19 protein-coding genes are annotated in these 20,154 nt (G+C 44.3%); 7 read left to right on the forward strand and 12 right to left on the reverse strand.

Features of this window, described 5'->3' with window-relative positions; translation table 11 throughout:
* Positions 1 to 5: 5 nt before the first annotated feature.
* The 6 genes from HUO09_RS13395 to HUO09_RS13420 all read right to left on the reverse strand — a co-directional run bounded on the left by HUO09_RS13395 (position 6) and on the right by HUO09_RS13420 (position 7,348).
* Positions 6 to 1,616 (reverse strand): ABC transporter ATP-binding protein, encoded by a 1,611-nt coding sequence (locus HUO09_RS13395; RefSeq protein WP_188234291.1) that lies wholly within the window; start codon positions 1,614 to 1,616, stop codon positions 6 to 8.
* A complete protein-coding gene (locus tag HUO09_RS13400) occupies positions 1,617 to 2,678 on the reverse strand; it encodes an ABC transporter permease (protein WP_167412063.1) in 1,062 nt (353 codons plus the stop codon). It abuts the gene before it with no gap.
* Positions 2,679 to 2,680: 2 nt separating this feature from the next.
* Complete coding sequence (locus HUO09_RS13405; protein ID WP_188234292.1) at positions 2,681 to 3,769, reverse strand: microcin C ABC transporter permease YejB; 1,089 nt, start codon at positions 3,767 to 3,769, stop codon at positions 2,681 to 2,683.
* A gap of 8 nt (positions 3,770 to 3,777) precedes the next feature.
* A complete protein-coding gene (locus tag HUO09_RS13410; RefSeq protein WP_188234293.1) occupies positions 3,778 to 5,595 on the reverse strand; it encodes an extracellular solute-binding protein in 1,818 nt (605 codons plus the stop codon).
* A gap of 213 nt (positions 5,596 to 5,808) precedes the next feature.
* On the reverse strand, positions 5,809 to 6,327 hold the full coding sequence (locus HUO09_RS13415) for an NUDIX hydrolase (RefSeq protein ID WP_167412060.1): 519 nt from the start codon (positions 6,325 to 6,327) through the stop codon (positions 5,809 to 5,811).
* Between the two features lie 88 nt (positions 6,328 to 6,415).
* A complete protein-coding gene (locus HUO09_RS13420) occupies positions 6,416 to 7,348 on the reverse strand; it encodes an exopolyphosphatase (protein ID WP_188234294.1) in 933 nt (310 codons plus the stop codon).
* Positions 7,349 to 7,665: 317 nt separating this feature from the next.
* Here HUO09_RS13420 and HUO09_RS13425 point away from each other — a divergent pair, with 317 nt between their 5' ends.
* Complete coding sequence (locus tag HUO09_RS13425) at positions 7,666 to 7,926, forward strand: DUF333 domain-containing protein (RefSeq protein WP_188234295.1); 261 nt, start codon at positions 7,666 to 7,668, stop codon at positions 7,924 to 7,926.
* Between the two features lie 98 nt (positions 7,927 to 8,024).
* On the opposite strand, the gene HUO09_RS13430 is transcribed toward HUO09_RS13425, so the two are convergent.
* The 4 genes from HUO09_RS13430 to HUO09_RS13445 are packed head-to-tail and all read right to left on the reverse strand — an operon-like array spanning position 8,025 to position 12,435.
* Positions 8,025 to 9,425 carry an APC family permease gene (locus tag HUO09_RS13430; RefSeq protein WP_188234296.1) on the reverse strand — a complete coding sequence of 467 codons (1,401 nt, stop codon included), beginning with the start codon at positions 9,423 to 9,425 and terminating at the stop codon, positions 8,025 to 8,027.
* A gap of 52 nt (positions 9,426 to 9,477) precedes the next feature.
* Positions 9,478 to 10,770, reverse strand: a complete 1,293-nt coding sequence (locus HUO09_RS13435; protein ID WP_188234297.1) for an FAD-binding oxidoreductase — start codon at positions 10,768 to 10,770, stop codon at positions 9,478 to 9,480.
* A 47-nt stretch (positions 10,771 to 10,817) separates the two neighbouring features.
* Entirely contained in the window at positions 10,818 to 11,237 is a 420-nt protein-coding gene (locus HUO09_RS13440; RefSeq protein WP_188234298.1) for a RidA family protein, read from the reverse strand.
* A 58-nt stretch (positions 11,238 to 11,295) separates the two neighbouring features.
* A complete protein-coding gene (locus tag HUO09_RS13445) occupies positions 11,296 to 12,435 on the reverse strand; it encodes a tyramine oxidase subunit B (protein WP_188234299.1) in 1,140 nt (379 codons plus the stop codon).
* Between the two features lie 288 nt (positions 12,436 to 12,723).
* Between HUO09_RS13445 and HUO09_RS13450 the strand changes: the two genes are divergently transcribed.
* Both HUO09_RS13450 and HUO09_RS13455 read left to right on the forward strand, forming a co-directional pair.
* Positions 12,724 to 13,557 carry an AraC family transcriptional regulator gene (locus HUO09_RS13450; RefSeq protein WP_188234300.1) on the forward strand — a complete coding sequence of 278 codons (834 nt, stop codon included), beginning with the start codon at positions 12,724 to 12,726 and terminating at the stop codon, positions 13,555 to 13,557.
* A gap of 193 nt (positions 13,558 to 13,750) precedes the next feature.
* Complete coding sequence (locus HUO09_RS13455) at positions 13,751 to 14,533, forward strand: siderophore-interacting protein (protein WP_188234301.1); 783 nt, start codon at positions 13,751 to 13,753, stop codon at positions 14,531 to 14,533.
* Positions 14,534 to 14,601: 68 nt separating this feature from the next.
* Here HUO09_RS13455 and phnR read toward each other — a convergent pair whose 3' ends face one another.
* Entirely contained in the window at positions 14,602 to 15,306 is a 705-nt protein-coding gene (phnR, locus tag HUO09_RS13460; RefSeq protein WP_188234302.1) for a phosphonate utilization transcriptional regulator PhnR, read from the reverse strand.
* A 48-nt stretch (positions 15,307 to 15,354) separates the two neighbouring features.
* A complete protein-coding gene (gene yjjG, locus HUO09_RS13465) occupies positions 15,355 to 16,029 on the reverse strand; it encodes a pyrimidine 5'-nucleotidase (RefSeq protein WP_188234303.1) in 675 nt (224 codons plus the stop codon).
* A 102-nt stretch (positions 16,030 to 16,131) separates the two neighbouring features.
* Here yjjG and HUO09_RS13470 point away from each other — a divergent pair, with 102 nt between their 5' ends.
* From HUO09_RS13470 to HUO09_RS13485, 4 genes are all read left to right on the forward strand, one after another.
* Positions 16,132 to 17,049 carry a LysR family transcriptional regulator gene (locus HUO09_RS13470; RefSeq protein ID WP_188234304.1) on the forward strand — a complete coding sequence of 306 codons (918 nt, stop codon included), beginning with the start codon at positions 16,132 to 16,134 and terminating at the stop codon, positions 17,047 to 17,049.
* A gap of 123 nt (positions 17,050 to 17,172) precedes the next feature.
* Entirely contained in the window at positions 17,173 to 17,367 is a 195-nt protein-coding gene (locus HUO09_RS13475; RefSeq protein ID WP_167412049.1) for a hypothetical protein, read from the forward strand.
* A gap of 31 nt (positions 17,368 to 17,398) precedes the next feature.
* The gene (elbB, locus tag HUO09_RS13480) at positions 17,399 to 18,049 is read left to right on the forward strand and encodes an isoprenoid biosynthesis glyoxalase ElbB (protein ID WP_167412048.1); all 651 of its coding nucleotides are present in this window, start codon (positions 17,399 to 17,401) and stop codon (positions 18,047 to 18,049) included.
* A gap of 264 nt (positions 18,050 to 18,313) precedes the next feature.
* Positions 18,314 to 20,062 (forward strand): formate--tetrahydrofolate ligase, encoded by a 1,749-nt coding sequence (locus tag HUO09_RS13485; RefSeq protein WP_188234305.1) that lies wholly within the window; start codon positions 18,314 to 18,316, stop codon positions 20,060 to 20,062.
* Positions 20,063 to 20,154: the final 92 nt, after the last annotated feature.

Genomic DNA, 20,154 nt, shown 5'->3' on the forward strand with positions numbered 1-20,154 from the left:
AAAAATTAAAACGTAGACAGGTTCACCAACTCCTGAGTATACGGATGCGTAGGCTTATTAAACAAAGCTTGGGTTTCCCCTTGCTCAACGATTTCACCTTGCTTCATCACGATGGTGTAATGACACAGAGACTTCACTACGTTTAAATCGTGACTAATAAACAGATAGGTTAAACCATATTTTTCCTGAAGCGATTTAAGCAAATCAAGCACCTGCGCCTGAACCGTGCGATCTAACGAGGACGTTGGCTCATCAAGCAATATGAACTCAGGCTTTAAAACCAACGCCCTTGCAATCGCAATACGCTGACGTTGTCCGCCGGAAAACTCATTTGGGTAACGATGGCGAGTTTCAGGGTCGAGATCGACCTCTTTCATTACTTCACAAATGAGCTGATCGATGGTTTGCTCGTCATGTTCAAAATGCACTCTAAGCCCTTCGCCAATCACTTGAGCGACTGACATACGAGGGTTTAACGCCGAAAAGGGATCTTGGAAAACCACCTGCATTCGGCTTCGATAAGGCAACATGCTTTTTCTGTCTAGCCCTTGCAGCTCGTTTCCTTGGTAGCGAATAGAACCTTCGGAATCCACCAGTTTTAGTATCGCCATACCAGTGGTTGATTTACCCGATCCACTTTCGCCCACTAAGCCAATAGAATGTCCTTTTTTCAGGTCAAATTTCATATCAGTAACCGCTTTGATATGCGCAATGGTTTTTCTTAGCAGCCCACCTCGAATTGGGAACCACACTCTTAATTGTTCAGTCGACAGTAAACTTGGGCTGTTTAAGTCGACGTTAACGGGCACACCACGAGGATCAGATTCGATTAATAGCTTGGTATATGGATGCTTTGGTGAGGAGAAAAGTGTCTTGCACGCTTCTATTTCCACCAGCTTACCGTGCTGCATAACCGCAACGCGATCTGCAATCCGTCTGACAATACTTAAGTCATGAGTAATGAACAGCATCGCCATTCCCAACTCTTGTTGTAACTCCTTCAGCAAATCGAGTATCTGCGCCTGCACAGAAACATCAAGTGCAGTTGTCGGCTCATCGGCAATTAATAACTCAGGCTCGTTAATCAACGCCATCGCTATCATTACTCTTTGGCGTTCACCACCAGAAAGCTCATGAGGATAAGCATTGATTTTTTGTTCGGGATGACGAATACCAACTTTAGCTAACCAGCCTACTGCCTGCTCTTCGGCTTTTTTCTGCCTGACTCCACGATGAATGGCCAGTGTTTCCACCAACTGTTTGCCAATTTTATGCAGAGGATTCAACGAGACCATAGGCTCTTGGAATATCATACCAATGCGTCCACCTCGAATGCCTCTCAGTTGGCGCTCTGAACAGCTAAGCGTATCTAACCCTGAAAACTGGATATTACCCTCAAGATAGTGAGCAGAGCCCTTCGGTAACAACTTTAAAATTGCATTGGCGGTGACCGATTTCCCAGAGCCACTCTCTCCCACCAGCGCGAGTGTTTCCCCTTTGTTGATGGAGAAAGAAACTTGCTCTGTTACTTTATCAATAGCGTCTCCACGGCCAAACCCCACAGAAAGGTTTTCGATTTTAAGCAGGCTTTCGATTTTTAACGAATGTTCGCTCATCTATCCTCTCCTTTGCATATTTGGGTCAAAGGCATCACGCACTGCTTCGCCAACGAAAACGAGTAACGTCAGCATCATAGAAAGCACGACAAACGCAGAAATACCGAGCCAAGGAGCTTGTAGATTCGCTTTCCCCTGCGCAAGCAATTCACCCAATGAAGGCGAACCCGCAGGAAGACCAAAGCCTAAGAAATCTAAAGAAGTTAATGTCGTCACTGAGCCAGAAAGAATAAACGGCATCATAGTCAGTGAGGCCACCATAGCGTTTGGCAACATATGGCGCAGCATAATGCGCGAATCACTCACTCCCATCGCTTGCGCCGCACGGACATAATCGAAATTTCGGCAACGCAAAAACTCTGCCCGAACAACACCGACCAAACTCATCCAGCTAAACAGCACCATGATTCCCAGTAACCACCAAAAATTCGGTTCCACAAAGCTCGATAGAATGATCAACAAAAACAGGGTTGGCAGACCAGACCACACTTCAATAAAACGCTGCCCCAGCAGGTCTAGCCAGCCACCGTAATACCCTTGAGTTGCACCAACAATCACCCCAACAAACGAAGAGACTACTGTTAATACAAATCCAAACAAAACGGAAATACGAAAGCCATAAATGATCCGTGCCAGTACGTCTCGTCCTTTGTCATCTGTGCCTAACCAGTTCACAGCATCAGGTGCAGACGGCACCGAACCTTGAATGTTGAAGTTAATCGTGTCGTAACTAAAGCGGATCACAGGCCAAATGATGTAGCCTTTCTCTTCAATCAATTCGATGACGTACGGGTCGGTATAGTCCGCTTCGGTTTCAAACTCGCCGCCGAAACGCGTCTCAGAATAGGCGTTCGTTACAGGGAAGAACCACTGATTATCGTAGGAAATAAACAGCGGCTTGTCGTTGGCAATCACTTCTGCGAATAAGCTGACAATAAACAAAAGTGAAAACAGCCACAATGACCAGAAACCACGGCGATTGGCTTTAAATCTTTGCCAACGCGCGACGGTAAGCGGATTTGCTGTTGCGTTTTTTCGTAGCGCCCCATTTTTTACTACCACAATCAGCGCGCCTCAAAATCAATACGCGGATCAACCCATGTATAAGTTAAATCCGAAATAATACCGAGCAATAGCCCAAGCAGAGTCATGATATACAGTGAACTAAATACCACCGGATAATCCCTTTGAATGGTAGATTCAAACCCCAATAAGCCAATCCCTTCCAGAGAAAACATCACTTCAATCAACATCGAACCCGTAAAGAAAATGCTGATAAAAGCGCTGGGAAATCCCGCAATGATGATCAGCATGGCGTTACGGAATACATGCTTATACAGAATACTGCCCTCATCCAGCCCTTTTGCACGAGCGGTTACGACATACTGTTTGTTGATTTCATCCAGAAACGAGTTCTTGGTTAACATGCTCAATGTTGCGAATCCACCAATCACCATAGCGCACGTAGGTAACGCGAGATGCCAGAAATAATCGATGATCTGCTGGTACCAATTGAGACTGTCGAAATTATCCGAAATCAGTCCGCGCAAAGGGAACCAACTAAAGTAGTTACCACTGGCGAATAAGATGATCAAAATGATAGCGAACAAAAAACCGGGAATGGCATAGCCGACAATCACCAACGCGCTCGACCAGATATCAAAGCGGGACCCATGATGTATCGCCTTCATAATTCCCAGCGGGATGGAAATCAGGTAGATGATCAAGGTGCTCCATAATCCCAGAGATATGGAGACAGGCAGACGATCGACAATCAAATCAATCACGTTACCGCCACGGAACAGGCTTTCTCCAAAGTTAAACGTGACGTAGTTCTTCAGCATATCGAAATAACGTACGTGTAAAGGTTTATCAAACCCAAACTGACGCTTTATCGCTTCCACTACCTCAGGGTCCAAACCGCGAGAGCCTTTGTATCCACCGCCATTGCTGTTGTCTGTACTCGACAAATCAACTTCCTGACCACCACCGGAAAAACGCTCCATTACACCGGATGTTTGTCCTTCTAACTGAGCGATAGCTTGCTCTACAGGCCCTCCCGGTGCAATTTGGATGATAAAAAAGTTGATAGTGATGATTGCCCACAAGGTGGGAATAACCAATAACAGACGACGAAAAATATAGGCAGCCATATAACCTCTTATCGACGTTTTTCAGGCAGTTTTTCGGCTTTCTCTTTCGAGATCCACCAAGTGTCTAAGCCCAAATCGTATTTCGGCATCACACTTGGTCGCTCAAACTTATCCCACATCGCTACACGATAAAGGCTCGAATGCCACTGAGGAATGATGTAGAAGTTCCACTGTAAAATTCGGTCAAGTGCACGCCCCAAACTTAACAGCTTTTTCGGTTGCTCCTGATTTTTTGAAATCTGAAACGTCAGATCATCAATGACAGGATCCATCACTCCAGCAGTATTGTAAGTTGAATCTATGTAGTTTGAGTTCCATACAATCATCAAGTTAGAGCTTGGGTATGGGTTAGCAAAGTAAGATGAGGAGACCATATCGAAATCGCGGTCACGTAGTCGCTTAATATATTGCGTGTTATCAACGGTGCGAATTTTCATCTCAATCCCCATCAGTTTGAGATTTTTTTGCAACGGTATCGCTATGCGCTCAGTGGTCGGGTTGTAGATAAGCAGTTCAAACGTCATTGGCTCACCGGTTTTAGCGTTAACCATCACTTTATCTTTCAGTTTCCAACCTGCGCTTTTTAATAACGCAAAAGCCGCTCTCATTTGCGAGCGAATACGACCACTGCCGTCTGTTACTGGCGGTTGGTACTCTTCCGTAAATACTCGTGGCGGAATTGCTTGTTTTATCGGATTAAGAATGGCTAACTCTTCCGCGCTAGGCAAACCTTTCGCTTCATAGTCTGTGTTTTGAAAATAGCTGCGAGTGCGTGAATATTGGCTATAGAACATGTTCTTATTCATCCACTCAAAATCCATCGCGTAGTTTAATGCTTCTCGCACTCGTACATCTTGGAAAATGGGACGTTGGGTGTTAAACACAAAACCTTGCGTACTGGCTGGTGCATTGTGTTCAATTTCTTCTTTCTTGATAAAGCCATTATCAAAGTTAACGCCAGTGTAAGATGTCGCCCAGAACTTAGCTTGGCTCTCTTGGCGTAAGTCGAACTCTCCCGCCTTAAACGCCTCCAGCATGACAGTATCATCGCGATAATAATCGTATTGGACTTGTTTGAAATTATTGCGTCCAACATTGACGGGAAGATCTTTAGCCCAGTAGTTTTCATCCAGCTGATAGGTCACACTCTGACCCATTTTGTAGTCTGATATTTTGTAAGGGCCGCTACCTACTGGTGGCTCATTTAAAGGCTCTGCGAAGTTTTTGTCTTTCCAGAAATGTTCGGGCAACACTCGGGTTCCCTGAGCAAAGCTAAACAACTTTTCTCTATTGGGTTCCGACATGTCAATACGCACGGTCAGTGGTGCTATCGCCTTAACGGATTTGATCTCTTTGTAATAGACGCGGTACTGAGGTACGCCCTCAGTCATGAACTTGTTAAAGGTAAATTCCACATCGGCTGCGGTGATTGGCTCACCATCCTGAAAACGAGCTTTAGGATTAATGTCTAATTCAAGCCAGGTGTAATCATCGGAATAGCGCACTTTTTCAGTGATAAGGGGGTAATAGGAGTCAATTTCATCGGTTGGTGAATACATTAAAGAGTCATAAAGCTCACCGGTATAGATTGCAGGAACACCACGCGAAGCATAACGGTTAAAATTATCGTAAGTACCGACCTGTCCGTAAGTGATTTTGCCGTACTTGGGAGCATCAGGATTGACGTAATCAAAATGAGTAAAGTCTTGCGGATACTTTGCTTCACCAAAGCCAACCAAACTGGTGGTTTCAATAACTTCCGCCAAAGAAAAGTGGCTAATTGCAGTAAGCACAATCCCTAAAACAAGTGGTTTGGCATTTCCCATTCCGCGAATCCTTCTATTTATCAAAATGACACTGAGTTAACCATCGGCATATACATAGCTCATATCGAGATAATGCAGGATATTATTAATAATTCAGTCACTTGGATAAGTATAGAGAAGTTTCCACAGAACGAAACCGCCAAACCGTCAGCAAATTGCAACAAATCTACATTTCAGCGGTTTCTTATGTTCATGTCTCACGCTTTAGAGATTTCAGAGCATTTCTTGAGCAATCAAACGCAGCAAATAGGTTTCACGCTCGATACTCATTCCCTTTTTCGAGCTTTCTAGAATGGTTTTTTCGTTGTGAGCTATCGCTTGGTGAATATTAATCCAACGTGGCTCCATGCCATTGCGTATTTCGTAGTCTTCAAATTTGGTATCGCCAAGTTCACGATCAATCTTGCAGGTGTAGCAATACGAGATCATATGCATCACGTCAAAATCGTTTTTGTACCAAGGACGAAACTCCTCGTAGATACCATAAGGCTTAATGGAATGGATATTCTTCGCCCCGGTTTCCTCTTCCAGTTCACGTACCAAACCCGCAAGCACATCTTCCCCGTCATCTAAGCCACCACCGGGTAGAGTGTAATCATGATATCGCTCGGTATAGAGCATCAAAATATCCTCACCATCAACCACAATCGCTCTTGTCGCTTTGCGTTGCAGAACTGTGTATTGGCTTAATCGTTCAACATCTGGATGAACGGCAGTTTGTAAATGTCTCATGGTTGTTCCCTTAATTTTCTCGGCGCGAATTCTAACATAAAAAAGCCCCGTTAAACGGGGCTTGAGTCATTTGGAACAATCCATGAATTCAACCTTCTGCGGTGATTCGTTTAATCAACTCTTGCTCAACTTTCGAAGCGAGTTCAACATCAATTTGACAAGTCCCCGCGGCATGATGGCCACCGCCTCCATATTCAAGCATCAGTTCACCCACATTGGTTTTCGAACTGCGGTCAAAAATAGATTTCCCCGTGGCAAACACGATGTTCTGCTTTTGAAATCCCCACATTTTATGAATTGAAATATTGCACTGTGGGTAAAGGGCATAAATGATAAAACGGTTACCTGCGTAAATCACTTCTTCACCAGTGAGATCCAGCACCACCAAATTCTTATATACGGTGCCGCACTTCATCACCTGCTCTTTAAACTTGTTTTCGTGCTCTCGATACAACTCTATCCGCTCTTTAACATCAGGCAGATCGAGAATTTGATCTATGGTGTGATTACCACAGTAATCGATCAGATCCATCATCAAGTTGTAGTTTGAAATCCTAAAGTCGCGAAAGCGCCCTAAACCCGTTCTTGCGTCCATCAAAAAGTTAAGCAGGTTCCAACCCGTAGAATCCAGTACTTCATCACGTGTGAACTGTGCTGAATCACCTTTGTCCACCGCTGCCATCATTTCAAGCCATGCTTCCGGAAACACATCCAGACCACCGTAATAGTCCCATACCACTCTCGCAGCAGACGGTGCATTAGGGTCGATAACATGGTTAAGTCTTGGTTCAGTATTGCGAATGGTTTCAGAAAGGTGATGGTCAAATATCAGGAAGGCGTTTTCAACATAAGGTAAGTTGGTGGTGATATCGTGCTCTGTGATTGAGATTTTTCCATCTTGCATATCTTTCGGATGCACAAACTTAATGTCATTAATCAAATTAAGTTTTTTTAGCAACACTGCGCAAACTAATCCGTCAAAGTCACTTCGGGTGACAAGCCGATATTTGTTCTCCGCCATTAGTAAATCCCCTAAATTTTCATACTCGTCATTCTTCCCCTCATGCTTTCACCACTATTGATGCTCAACTCAAGAAAGCACTATGCCTTAATTTTAGACAGCATCACTTTTTTAACAAACTTAAGACAATGGTTTTTAAAAAAATATTCTACAATTTCCATATAGCGTAATCACTTGACCTTACAGCCCATCGTTAAATAGCCGCTTCAACCGACACATTGTTATACGTGTAGAGGAGTCATTGACGGCAGAAAGAACGGCTTTTGCATCAAGTAGAACGAAGTTATAAGAACTCAACTAGCCCATGGAGATACCCGATGAAAAAACACAGTATTGTGATTTCAGCTTTAATAGGTAGTGCACTACTTGTTGGCTGCTCAAACGAACCGGATGAATACGCTGTGAAGGAGTATGAAGCAACCACGAGCCCAGCCTCACTCTACTGTGTGCAGCAAGGTGGAAAATTAGCAATGGTCTCTGAAAACAATAAACGCGTGACCTATTGTGTACTTTCAGATGATGAGAAGGTCGAACAGTGGGAATACTACGAAAATCGACAAGAAAAAGATAAGCAATAAGTAGACAGCTATCCACTCGGTAAGCAGTTAACAAAGGCAGCAAAAGCTGCCTTTATTTTAGTGTCCAACAGAGCAAAGCCATTTTTTATGTGTGTTGGCTAGCTCATATCAGGGGTAAACAAACCGCGCTTCATATAGAACTTCACCCACAGCGCACCAATGATACTGATCAGTAACAAGATACCACCCGCAACACTAAACACCATTTGGGTCATGTCCTCAGATGGCGAGTTATGTAAGGCGACGTAGCCCATAGCGACAATGCCAAGGATTTGTGGAATTGGGAAGAACGGGGTTTTATAAGGACGTTTGTGATTAGGCAGTTTCTTACGCAATACAATAACATCAATATGAGCCACCATGTAAGCCAGTAACCAGCTTGTCGTTGCGGCAATAACCAACACAATCAGTGAATCAATATCAACCAACATGAACGCTATCGCAGTACATGCTGCAATCATTACCACTCCAGCCCACGGCACATCGTAACGGTTTTTCGCTTTTAGCTGAGGGAACGCTTGTCCTTGCATCGCCATGCCGTGCAACATTCTAGGAATAGACGCCAGAATTGTATTAATCGTACTGCATGTCGCCGTCAGTGCCATCACAGTCGCGATTAACAAACCACTTTGACCAAACACACCGTTTGCATAGTTTAGGTAAGGAATCGGTGACGTAACTAATGTTTCAGCATCCAGATACAGTGTTGCACCGTAAGCAAATGCTAGAAAAATGGCAAATATCATCGTTAATGACCAGTGCATCGCACGCGGTATATTCTTTGTCGGATTCTGCACTTCATTGATCATTGGGCAAATAAACTCAACGCCAACCATCAGCCACATCGCTAATGCGATTAAGCCAACAAAGCTGCCATCCAGCACTCCACCGAAGCTCCAGTCAACACTGTCGCCAGTTAAAACTGGATGTGGTTCAGTAGCACCAGTAATGGCAAAGATACCTATCAAAACAAGTGCACTGACCAAAACAAACGCTAACATGTTTTGAACTTTCGCAAACACGTCAGCGCCAATCAGGTTGGTGACACTTAAAATCACCAAAATCGCAATCGGCACTAACTTTTCAGGGAATACGCCCGGCAGTAATTCTGCCAACATTGCATCTACCAAGAACATTTCGACAGGTAATGCCAAAATCGCGACCACCACATAACCCGAAAAGACAGACACTATTGCGGGAAAGTGACCTATCGCTTTTTGCGTGTAAGTGGCTAGCGTGCCTTCTTGAGGAAACATGAGAGACAGTTCCGCAAAACTCATCGCGTTGAATTGTGCCAATATGTATGCACAAACCATCGCAGCAACAAATGCCATTCCACCTATGCCGATACCCTGCGTTGCGGAGATCATCGAACCTTGTACAATGACAAGCCCGATGCAGATTGCCATCATGGTTGGCAATCCCATTTTCTTGATTTTCGTTTTATCCGCTGATTCAGCAGCGGTTGCAATTTTGCTTGAGTATGTAGTATCGCTCATATCCAAATTCCTTTTGTAAATTGAGTCTTATGACCTAAACCAAATGTTCAATCTATAGTCTGTCAAACCGATAAGGTGACGGGTCTATGATTGGGTTCATACCACTAACTAAATCTGCGGCTAACTGCCCTGCCGCAGGTCCTGTACCAAAACCATGCCCTGAAAAACCGGTCGCGATGGTTAATCCCGGAATATCCTGTATCCGATCAATAACAGGGTTTGAGTCTGGTGTTACATCGATTTGTCCAGCCCAAGCTTCTTCAATTTGTGCGCTATCAAACGCTGGCCAGGCTTTGCGTAAATTGGTTAAGGCCTCCTGATTTAATCCACTATTATGTAATGGATCAATCGTTCTCACCTTCTCAAAAGGTGAAGGAGAACCGCTACCCCAACGTCTTGAAATTGCTAAATCTTTTAAGAAGTAACTGCCGAGTGAAACACGCAAATAACTTCTCTGACTCTTAAGTTGTCTCAAGTATCGGTGTCCGATGAGTAGATGGTCTAGGCATAAAGGCGCATCCAGAGCACCACGTTGAGTAATGATGAATCCTCCGTCCTGATGTTTACGGAAAGAGAAGTTTGAAGCGCCAACGGCAATCTCGGTTGGACCTGCCATTGGCTTAGTACGCATAACTGAGCAAATCAACGGCAAAGTAGGAAGAGCAATACCCTCGTTGTCCAAGAAGCGTCGTGACCAAGATCCACCCGCTAGCAGTACTTGTTCACATCGGATCTCGCCTTGTTCAGTGACAACGCTTGTCACTTTTCCCGCCGAGCGCGATAGTCCTCGTACCGCGCAGTTCTGAACTAAAATAGCGCCTTTTCTAACGGCGGCTTGAGCCATTGCACTGGTTGCAATCGCTGGCTCAGCACGACCATCCGAAGGAGTATATATTCCCCCTAACCATTTACCTTTCCCACCCTGAACCATAGTGTCGACCTCCGTAGGTGTTAACATACGAGAGTCTAATTCCAGCGACTTAACCGACTCTAACCAGCTTTCATGCATCGCCAATTGTTCTTCTGAATCGGATAAAAACATGATGCCAGCTTGTTTATAACCAACATCACGTCCGACTCTTTGTGACATCTGAGCCCAAAGTTTATCTGCCGCTAGTGCCAACGGTACATCATCAAAATGTCGGCTTGTCTTACGAATCCAACCAAGGTTTCTTGAAGACTGTTCTCCGGCTATATGTCCTTTTTCGAGCAACACCACGGGTATATTTCTTTCTGCTAAAGTCAGTGCAGCACTAACACCAACAATTCCTCCACCAATGATCACCACACTGGTTGATTCTGGAATTACATCTGTAGTCTGAATTCGTTCAAGTGTTTTAGTCATAATCCTTTATCCCCAAGAGGATGAGGCATAGCCCCATCCACACTCCTTTACGCTATGACGATTTGTTGTGTTTCCAAACCTGAAGCACCTCGGTACGCTGTTACCTCTAACTCAACCTTGTAAATGGTCGAACCCAAAGGTGGGCACGTAACTGTTGTCGCTGGGTTTATTCCTTTGAACTTAGTGCCAATCAATTCCATAACGATCGATACATCTTCAGGGTTTTGAATGAACACTCGCGACATCACCACATCATTGAGCGAGCTATCTAGCGCGTATAGAGCTCTTTCGATATTGCTAAACACTTGCTCAGTCTGTTCAAGCACACTTTCACTTATCAATTGTGTGTCGGGATTACGCCCTGCTGTATTTGATACGTAAATCCAATTGTCGATGGCAACTGCTCGTGAATAACTGCCCATTTCTTCGAACTTTGAACCGGTTTTAACTTTGACGATCTGCGTCATGCTGATTTCCTAAATGAAAGTGAAGTACCAATATGTTGTGACTAGCGAAAAATTATATTTAACGCAGCGCTGGTTCGTCCCAAAGATTCAGTTTCACGCCAATACCTTGTTCAATTGCGTTGCGATAGACCACCGTACCCCAAGCCACGTCTTCAACGGGTAAACCGCCCACCGACAAAATGATGATCTCCTCGTCGTTTTGACGACCAACCGCATCTCCAGCAACGATTTTGCCTAAGTCTTCAAACTGCTCTTTTTTCATCAAGCCTTCTTCAATCATGTCCATAAAACGAACGCCGATGATTGGGATGTATTGGTGGGCGGGTTTTGGCACTTCCTCAAACCATGCTTCATAAAGACCAGGGTTATCCGCTACTTTTCGTACATCTTCTTTTTCAAGATCGGAATCTAATCGGCAGTACGCAGGCATTGATAGAAAAGCGCCCGGTTTTACCCAATTGCGTTTTACCTCTGGATAGCTAGACACATCACCAGTCTCACCGGAGTTGCAGTAAGTGACGATGTCAGAATCACGAACAACATCCTCAATGGTATCGACAATTTTTACTGTGGTGATTTGTGGGTAGTTCACGTGAACCCATGTAATAAAATCATCAAGACTCTTCTTACCTCGCCCTTTCACTTTAAGAGTATCGATTAGGGGACACGCAGCCATGAAAGCCGCTACCGATGTTTTACCCATCACTCCCGGGCCTAATAAACCGATAACTTTTGCATCTTTTCGTGCAAGGTGACGAGCGCCTACACCCGGAACTGCACCTGTGCGATATGCAGAAAGCAGGTTAGCGGACATATGAGCCAAAGGAGCGCCAGTGTCAGCATCATTAAGCGTGAACATCAAAATCGAACGTGGCAGACCTTTTTCTCGGTTAGCGATATTAGAGCCATACCATTTCACGCCACAGGTTTGGAAACTACCACCTAAATATGCTGGCATCGCCATCAAACGGCGGTCTGGAGAGTGCTTTGGCATGGTTGCAAATTCAGGTTCTTCAGGGAAAGTGATCATTGCCCCGTGAGAATCGTTGTTTGCTCCCGCCATGCGGTAGTCACCGCGATAAAGCAGTGCGAACATCTCTTCCATCGTGTCCACACATTGAGGCATGTTGGTTACGCCTGCTGCGATCATGTCCTTTTCAGATAGATAGATAAAATCAATTTTCGTGTTTGCTGACATACATTCACCTGTATCCATAGGGTTAATTGTTAGTCCTCTCTCGTAGCCTTCCCACCAACACCAAAGTTCAAACCTTAGCGTGATTTTTGAGACTCTTCCTTGAGTGGATAACTCGATACTAGTGAGCGATTTTTTGTGCGTATTGTATTTTTGCGACACAGACAAAAATCTTGTCCGCCATTTTTGAATTCTGATTTTTGGCACACTTGCTGCTAACAACGTAAACACAAGGGAAACAAAATCGTTACGATTTTTTAATATTTCAAGCGAACGGAAAGGCAAGAAATCATGTTAAGTTCACTTCACTCTTATCAGGTAGCAAACATACACTCCAAGCAACCTTGGTTTGTGCTCAGTGCCGAAAAATATGCCACGAACTTAACGACGGAAAACCCGGTTATTTCTCACTTCTACAGCTTTGAAGTGGGTAAATCTCAAACTCCAACAACAGCCATTCCGGACGGTTGTGTCGACCTGCTTTTTGATTGTGATTCTGACAGCCCTGTGGGTTTGGTTTGCGGTACAACTTTGGAAGCGACTGAAGTCGCTTTTAACCAAAATCATCGCTATTTCGGAATGCGTTTTGTACCGGGTTTTATCCCTGACTTTATTGAAATTTCAGCCCCAGAACTGACTAATAAACAGTGCAATATTGTTGATGTAGTAATGAATTCTCAGGATCTGGTTGAGCAAATTGTAAGTGCCAGCTCTTTTCAAGAGCAGGTACAAATTGCTAAACAATTTATGCAGGGAAAACAAGGTAGAAAGCCAACCAACTTAACCCATCAAGTCGCCGCCAAAATTTGTCATGAGAAAGGGAATATTCAGGTTCAGGATCTCGAAGCATTTACGGGCTATTGCAGCCGGACTCTACAACGCCAGTTTCGCGCAGATCTAGGGCTTACACCCAAAGCATTTTGTCGTGCAATTCGCTGCCAATCTGCCATTTATGATATAAACCATCTCGATAAAATCGCTTTCTCTGACCTCGCTTTTAACTTAGGTTTTAGCGATCAATCCCACTTTCTCCGTGAATTTAAAAAACTGGTCAGTGCAACTCCGCTTGAGTATCAGAACCGAGTAAAACAGAAGACTTACCTCGATCGAATTCAATGTTATTGAACTTATTTGGGGCAATAACACTCAATTTACGCACAAAAAGTGTGCTTTTTATTTCCATAATCACCCTGAGATCTGGATGTAAACTTTCGTAAATGACAATTATTATCATTGATAAGCTGCATTTTTACAGCTAAAGTTACGTCGAAATTAATAAGAAAATGACGATATTGTTACCAGTACGAAAGAAGTTACTATGCAGAAAAATCAAAGAAGCGCTTACCCATTAACGGTTATCGACGCTGCACAAGTTTCACCCAGCATTCAAAGAATTACATTACAAGGTGATGCTATTGCTCACTTTGGAAAACAAAACGAAGGCGACTACATTAAGCTTCTGTTCTCACCACAAGGCTCAACTCAACTCTCGGATTTAGAAGAAGACGCAAGACCGATCATGCGCACTTTTACAATCCGTGAATTTGGTGCGCAGAAAAACAGCATTGTTGTCGATTTTGTCCGCCATATGACTCACGATCCATCGTCTGGATTCGCTGCCCGTTGGGCAATGAATGCGAAAGCAGGCGACACCATTTCTATTGCAGGACCGGGGCAAGGTCAATCTACGAATCCAAATGCAGATTGGGTATTCCTTGTCGCTGACATGACTTCACTACCAGCACTGGCGGTAACACTGGCAAACCTAGATAAACATACGCGCGGTTACGCGGTTATCGAGGTCAACGAACATGAAGATGTGCAAACACTGGAAGCACCACAAGGTGTAAAAGTGATGTGGGCCATTGCTGAATACGGCGATAAATTGGTTGAACTGGTCAAAACACAGACTTGGTTAGAGGGGCAATGTGCCGTTTGGTGCGCGTGCGAGTTTGATTCAATGAAAACCCTGCGCCAATACTTCCGTAATGACAAAGAGATAGACAGGGATTTCATCTATATCAGCAGTTACTGGAAAAATGGCGTGAGCGAAGATGGTCACAAAGTGATTAAACGCCAAGACGCAGAAGAACAACACTAGTTTTCGAACGGCGAACAGACAGATAAAAATAGCCTGCATTAGCAGGCTATTTTCTTGCTTTGGATTTTTTATCTGGAGAATTGAGCGACTGATTCGATACTGATAGCGTCATGGCGCCAATACTCTATATCGCAACATATTGCATCACCATTGGCATCATAGTTAATCCTCTCCACTACCATGGTTGGCGTACCATCGGTTGCTCGAAGAGCTTGTGCAGTTTCACCCAACAGTGAGCTTGTCGAAATCCGATAACGTACCGACTGATACTGCGTCGAGTAGTGTTCTTTATAAAGTTCGGTTAATGACTGTGACATATCGTGAGACAGAAGATCGGGAAACAGCTCAGGGCGAATGTAGTGAGTTACAAATACCACAGGACGAGCATCAAGATATCGCACTCTGTCCACCCGATAGATATCTGAGAAGGGTTTTAATCCAAGCAGTGCTGATGCTTGTTTGTTGGCTATCATCGCTTTCGCTGCAAGCAGCTCAGTTTTTGGCACACGGTTCTGTGCCTCAGCCATCTTATTAAAATTGAGCGTTTGAGTAGGATCATAACGTAGTGGATCTGGAGATATAAACCAGCCACGTCGGTCTTCACGGAATACACGCCCTTCAGCTTCAAGTAGCGATAACGCCTCACGCAGTGTTACGCGAGTCGTATCAAATGACTCTGCCAATTTACGCTCAGAAGGGAGCTTCTGTCTTGGAGATAACATGCCAGCGTCAATTTGTTCAACGATGGCATCTTTAATTTTCACGTATTGCACAGTATTCCTTTCACCTACATCTTGTGATGTACACCTGTTGAGTACGAATTATGCTAACAGAATACTACGCAACTCATGCAGCGATTGCACTTCATAATGCGCATTAATCCCTTCGGGTTTTTGATGTTGATGCACATTCAACCAGCATGTTTCAATACCGAAGTTTAAGCCACCAAGAATATCTGAATGCGGATTATCCCCGACCATCAGTACTCGCTCTTTGCTCGGGTTCCCCATTTTCTCCATTGCATGCTGGAATATGCCTGCATCAGGCTTAGCGACACCCACTTCTTCTGAAATCACTACATGATCAAAGTATTGAGTCATTCCGGTTCTTTCCAAACGAATGGCCTGAAGTTCCGTAAAACCATTGGTGATAATACCCAGTTTCGCTTTGCCGTTTAATGCATCCATCAACTCTTTCGCGCCCGGCAAAAGAGTACAGATATCGGCCATCGCTTCTAAGAATGCGCTGTTCAATTCCGCAGTGGTGGTCTCGAGTTTCTCAGCCCAGGCTTTAAAGCGGATATGCTTAAGTTCTTCGGCAGTAATAGTACCGTTTTGATAATCGACCCAAAGTGGCTTATTGACCTGCTGATAATGATCAAAATCTTGTTGTGTAAAATTCACGCCTTTGCGTTCAAACATTAACTGCATGCCTTTTAAAGCATCGAAGTGGAACAAGGTTTCATCAGCATCAAATAATATCCAGTCGTACTTCATATCTGTCTCCTCAAAAACGGTGTGCCTAGTGTAGATTGTTTTCCATAAAATGATAATCTCTAGCAACGGAAACTTGTTGTTAATTTAGAGGCAACAATAATTATGGACAATACGTTCGCTACCATCCCTATTTTCGTCGCTGTCGTCGAATGCGGAAGCTTTTCGCTCGCCGCCGAAAAGCTGGGCGTTACGAAATCAGCAATCAGTAAACGCGTTACCCAATTGGAAGATGAACTTGGTATACGTCTGCTCAATCGAACCACACGAAAACTGAGCCTGACTGAAGCAGGCAAACGCTACTATGACCATGTTTCTCAAGCGCTAGCATTGGCACAACAAGGGATGGACGCCGTCACTGAGCTGCAAGGAGAACCTAAAGGCAAGCTTAAGATAACCGCCCCAATGTCATTTGGCGTGCTTTACATCGCCCCTATCATTGCCGAATTTCTTGAGCAATTTCCAAAGGTCACCATCGATCTGCAACTTGAAGATCAAATGGTCGATTTAATCGCAGGAGAGTTCGACCTCGCCATTCGTATCGGTAACCTCCCCATCTCAAATCTGGTGGCTAAGCGGCTGGTTAATTGCAAAAGCGTTTTGTGTGCCTCACCAGAATACATCAATCGTCATGGCTCGCCGCATAAGCCCTCTGATTTGATCGACCATAACTGCTTGGTTTACTCCTATTTTAGAGGCGGCAGTGAATGGACGTTTGAGCAGCAACATAATGAGTTTAAAGTGATTCCTAAAGGAAACTTCATTGTTAACAACAGTGAGGCTATCCGACGCGCGCTCATCGAAGGATTAGGTGTTGGCCAATTACCGACCTTTTTGGTGAGCAAAGACATCTTGTCAGGAAATTTACTGCCAATCATGAGACCTTACTCTTTGCCCGAACACGCCATTTATGCCGTGTTTCCTGAACGTAAACATCTTCCTCATAAAGTAAGGGCATTTATGGAATTTGTTGCGGATAAATTAGGTAGAGACAAACCTGTTTGGGATGAAGGCATATTCTGAGTCACAACAAAAAAAAGGCGAAATCGACAAAAAGGCCTGTTCACTGATTTAGCACAATAAACGTCGGCGATTATCGACATATAAAAACCGTTAGTCATTGTTTAAAAATCAATTGGATTTACTATGAAACACTTCTTGCCTTCATCTGTAATGCTTATTCCATTCGTTGTGAAACATTACCCAGATAGTGACACAGACTCACAAAGTGAAAATGAACAAAATTCGAGCTGTGATCTGTGCGACGATCCAACTTCCGATCCTCAGCTAAAATTATCTACCGATAACCAAGTCAAAGCGAAAAAAGGTCGTAAGCTTTAATAGATCCCCGCGGAACAAAAGGAATCAGTCGATGAAAAAAGTAGCCGTGATTTTAAGTGGCTGTGGTGTCTTCGATGGCTCAGAAATACATGAAGCTGTCTTAGCACTCCATGCCATTGAGAAGCAAGGTGCAAGCTGGCACTGTTTTGCACCTAACATCGAACAACTGCATGTGATTAATCACCTGACTGGTGAAGTGATGACAGAAAAGCGCAATGTTCTGGTGGAGGCCGCTCGCCTAGTTCGAGGCAAGATAGATGATGTTGAAAAACTCAAAGCAGACGACTACGACGCGTTACTTCTTCCCGGTGGATTTGGCGCGGCCAAAAACTTGACCGATTTTGCAGTTAAAGGCACAGAGTGCACCATTAATGCTCATGTAGCTTCAGCTTGTCGAGCATTCGCTCAATCGGGTAAACCAGCGGCTTATCTGTGTATCGCGCCAACCATTATTCCAATGATTTATGAGCACGGCGTTCAAGGCACGATTGGCAACGACAAAGATACCGCCATCGCTTTCAATCACATGGGTGGTGACCATATCAACTGCCCAGTAGATGACTTCGTCTATGACCATGAACACAACGTACTCTCTACTCCAGCCTATATGTTGGCGGGCAGTATCTCAGAAGCCGCATCAGGTATCGAACGCTTGGTTGAGAAGCTAATACAATTGGCGTAGTGAATACCTCTGGCATAAATAGCACAACTCTTTAGAATGACAACAGCAAGGTGATCATATTGGTCACCTTGCTGTTTTATAAACTTTGTTCATCATTTCCAGTTGAGTGACTATTATCCAAGACTTGACACAAATCAGCATTATTTTGAAAATTACTGCAATCGCACAATCCTCTTGTAAAAACCCTTTACATCGATTTAATTCTAGATAATATTCCGGCGCAAACGTTTGCCCCACTAAATACAAACACCTTCTGAGGATTTTATGCTATCAGACATCGACATTTGCCGTTCTACTCAATTGACTCACATTGATGCCGTTGCTGAAAAGGCAGGCTTACTTGCTGAGGAGTTCGAAAGCCACGGACATTACAAAGCAAAAGTCTCATTAAAATGTTTAGAACGTTTGCATACAAAACCTGCTGGCAAGTTTGTGTTGGTAACAGCAATCACTCCTACTCCACTTGGTGAAGGAAAGACCGTTACGACGATCGGTTTAGCTCAAGGGTTAGCGAAATTAAACCAGTCGGTCTTTGCCTGTATACGCCAACCTTCTATGGGGCCAATTTTTGGAGTGAAAGGTGGAGCCGCAGGTGGTGGTTATTCGCAAGTTGCGCCAATGGAAGAGCTAAACCTGCACTTAACTGGTGATATTCACGCGGTTACCGCCGCCCATAACCTAGCCTCTGCTGCTATTGACGCTCGCATCTACCATGAGCAACGTAACGGCTACGAAGATTTCGAGCGCAGAACCCAGCTTAAAGCACTACGAATCGACCCACATCAGGTTGTTTGGAAACGTGTTGTTGACCATAACGATCGCGCACTACGCATGGTAACCGTTGGCCAAAACGAAATGGGCAAAACCATCAACGGTTATGAACGTACTGATGGCTTCGATATTTCTGCTGCGTCTGAACTGATGGCGATTCTGGCCTTGGCTTCAGACCTTAAAGACCTACGCCAACGTATAGGCAAGATTGTGGTTGGCTACAGTTTCGATGGTCACCCTGTTACCACGGAAGACTTGCAAGTCGCTGGCGCGATGACGGTCAGTATGAAAGAAGCGATCAAACCAACTTTGATGCAAACTTTGGAAGGTGTACCAACCCTTATTCATGCTGGACCCTTTGCCAATATTGCTCACGGTAATTCCTCTATCATTGCTGATGACATCGCTACACGTTTAGCCGAATACACAGTCACAGAAGGCGGTTTTGGTTCTGACATGGGCTTTGAAAAAGCCTGTAACATCAAAACCAAAGCATCGGGAAAAACACCGGACTGCGCCGTAATCGTGGCAACTCTACGCGGGCTAAAAGCGAACTCTGGGCAAATCGATTTACGCCCTGGTCAAGCAATCCCCGATTCATTGTTCACGCCAGATAATGACGCGTTACTGGCTGGTTTTGAGAACTTAAAGTGGCACATCAATAACGTAAATAAATACGGCATTCCTGCCGTGGTCGCGATTAACCGTTTTCCACAAGATACCAATGAAGAGCTACAGCAGCTTATTGAACTTATCGAAGCTCTGCCAAACGATGTCGAAGTGGCGCTTTCTGAAGGGTTTGTCAAAGGTGGTGAAGGCACTAAAGAACTGGCAGAGAAGGTCATTAAGCAATGTGAGAAAGAATCTCTGTTTGTGCCCCTATACCAAGCTGAAGATTCGCTCATAACCAAAATTACCAATGTGGTCACCAAAGGCTACGGTGCAGGTTCGTTTATGCTCAGTTACAAAGCGCAAACTCAGTTACAACAGCTTAGTGAAGAAGGCTTTGAAAACCTGTCGCTCTGTTTTGCAAAAACACCGCTATCCATTACTACAAACTCTTCAATCAAAGGCGCACCAAGCGGATTTGAAGTGATGATCCGAGAACTCAAACTCTGCGCTGGCGCTGGCTTTGTGTATGCTCTGTGCGACAACGTCATGACCATGCCCGGCCTACCAGATAAGCCCGCCTTTATGTCGTTAGACATCGACGAACACGGACATATTATTGGTTTGAGTTAATTGCACCCAATCAATATCAACAAGGCAGTTTTTCAATAGAACTGCCTTTTCTTTAGCTATCGATTTATTTCTTTATTAAACAGTTTGAAATT

It is taken from the genome of Vibrio sp. Y2-5 (assembly GCF_014596725.1).
Classification (GTDB): domain Bacteria; phylum Pseudomonadota; class Gammaproteobacteria; order Enterobacterales; family Vibrionaceae; genus Vibrio.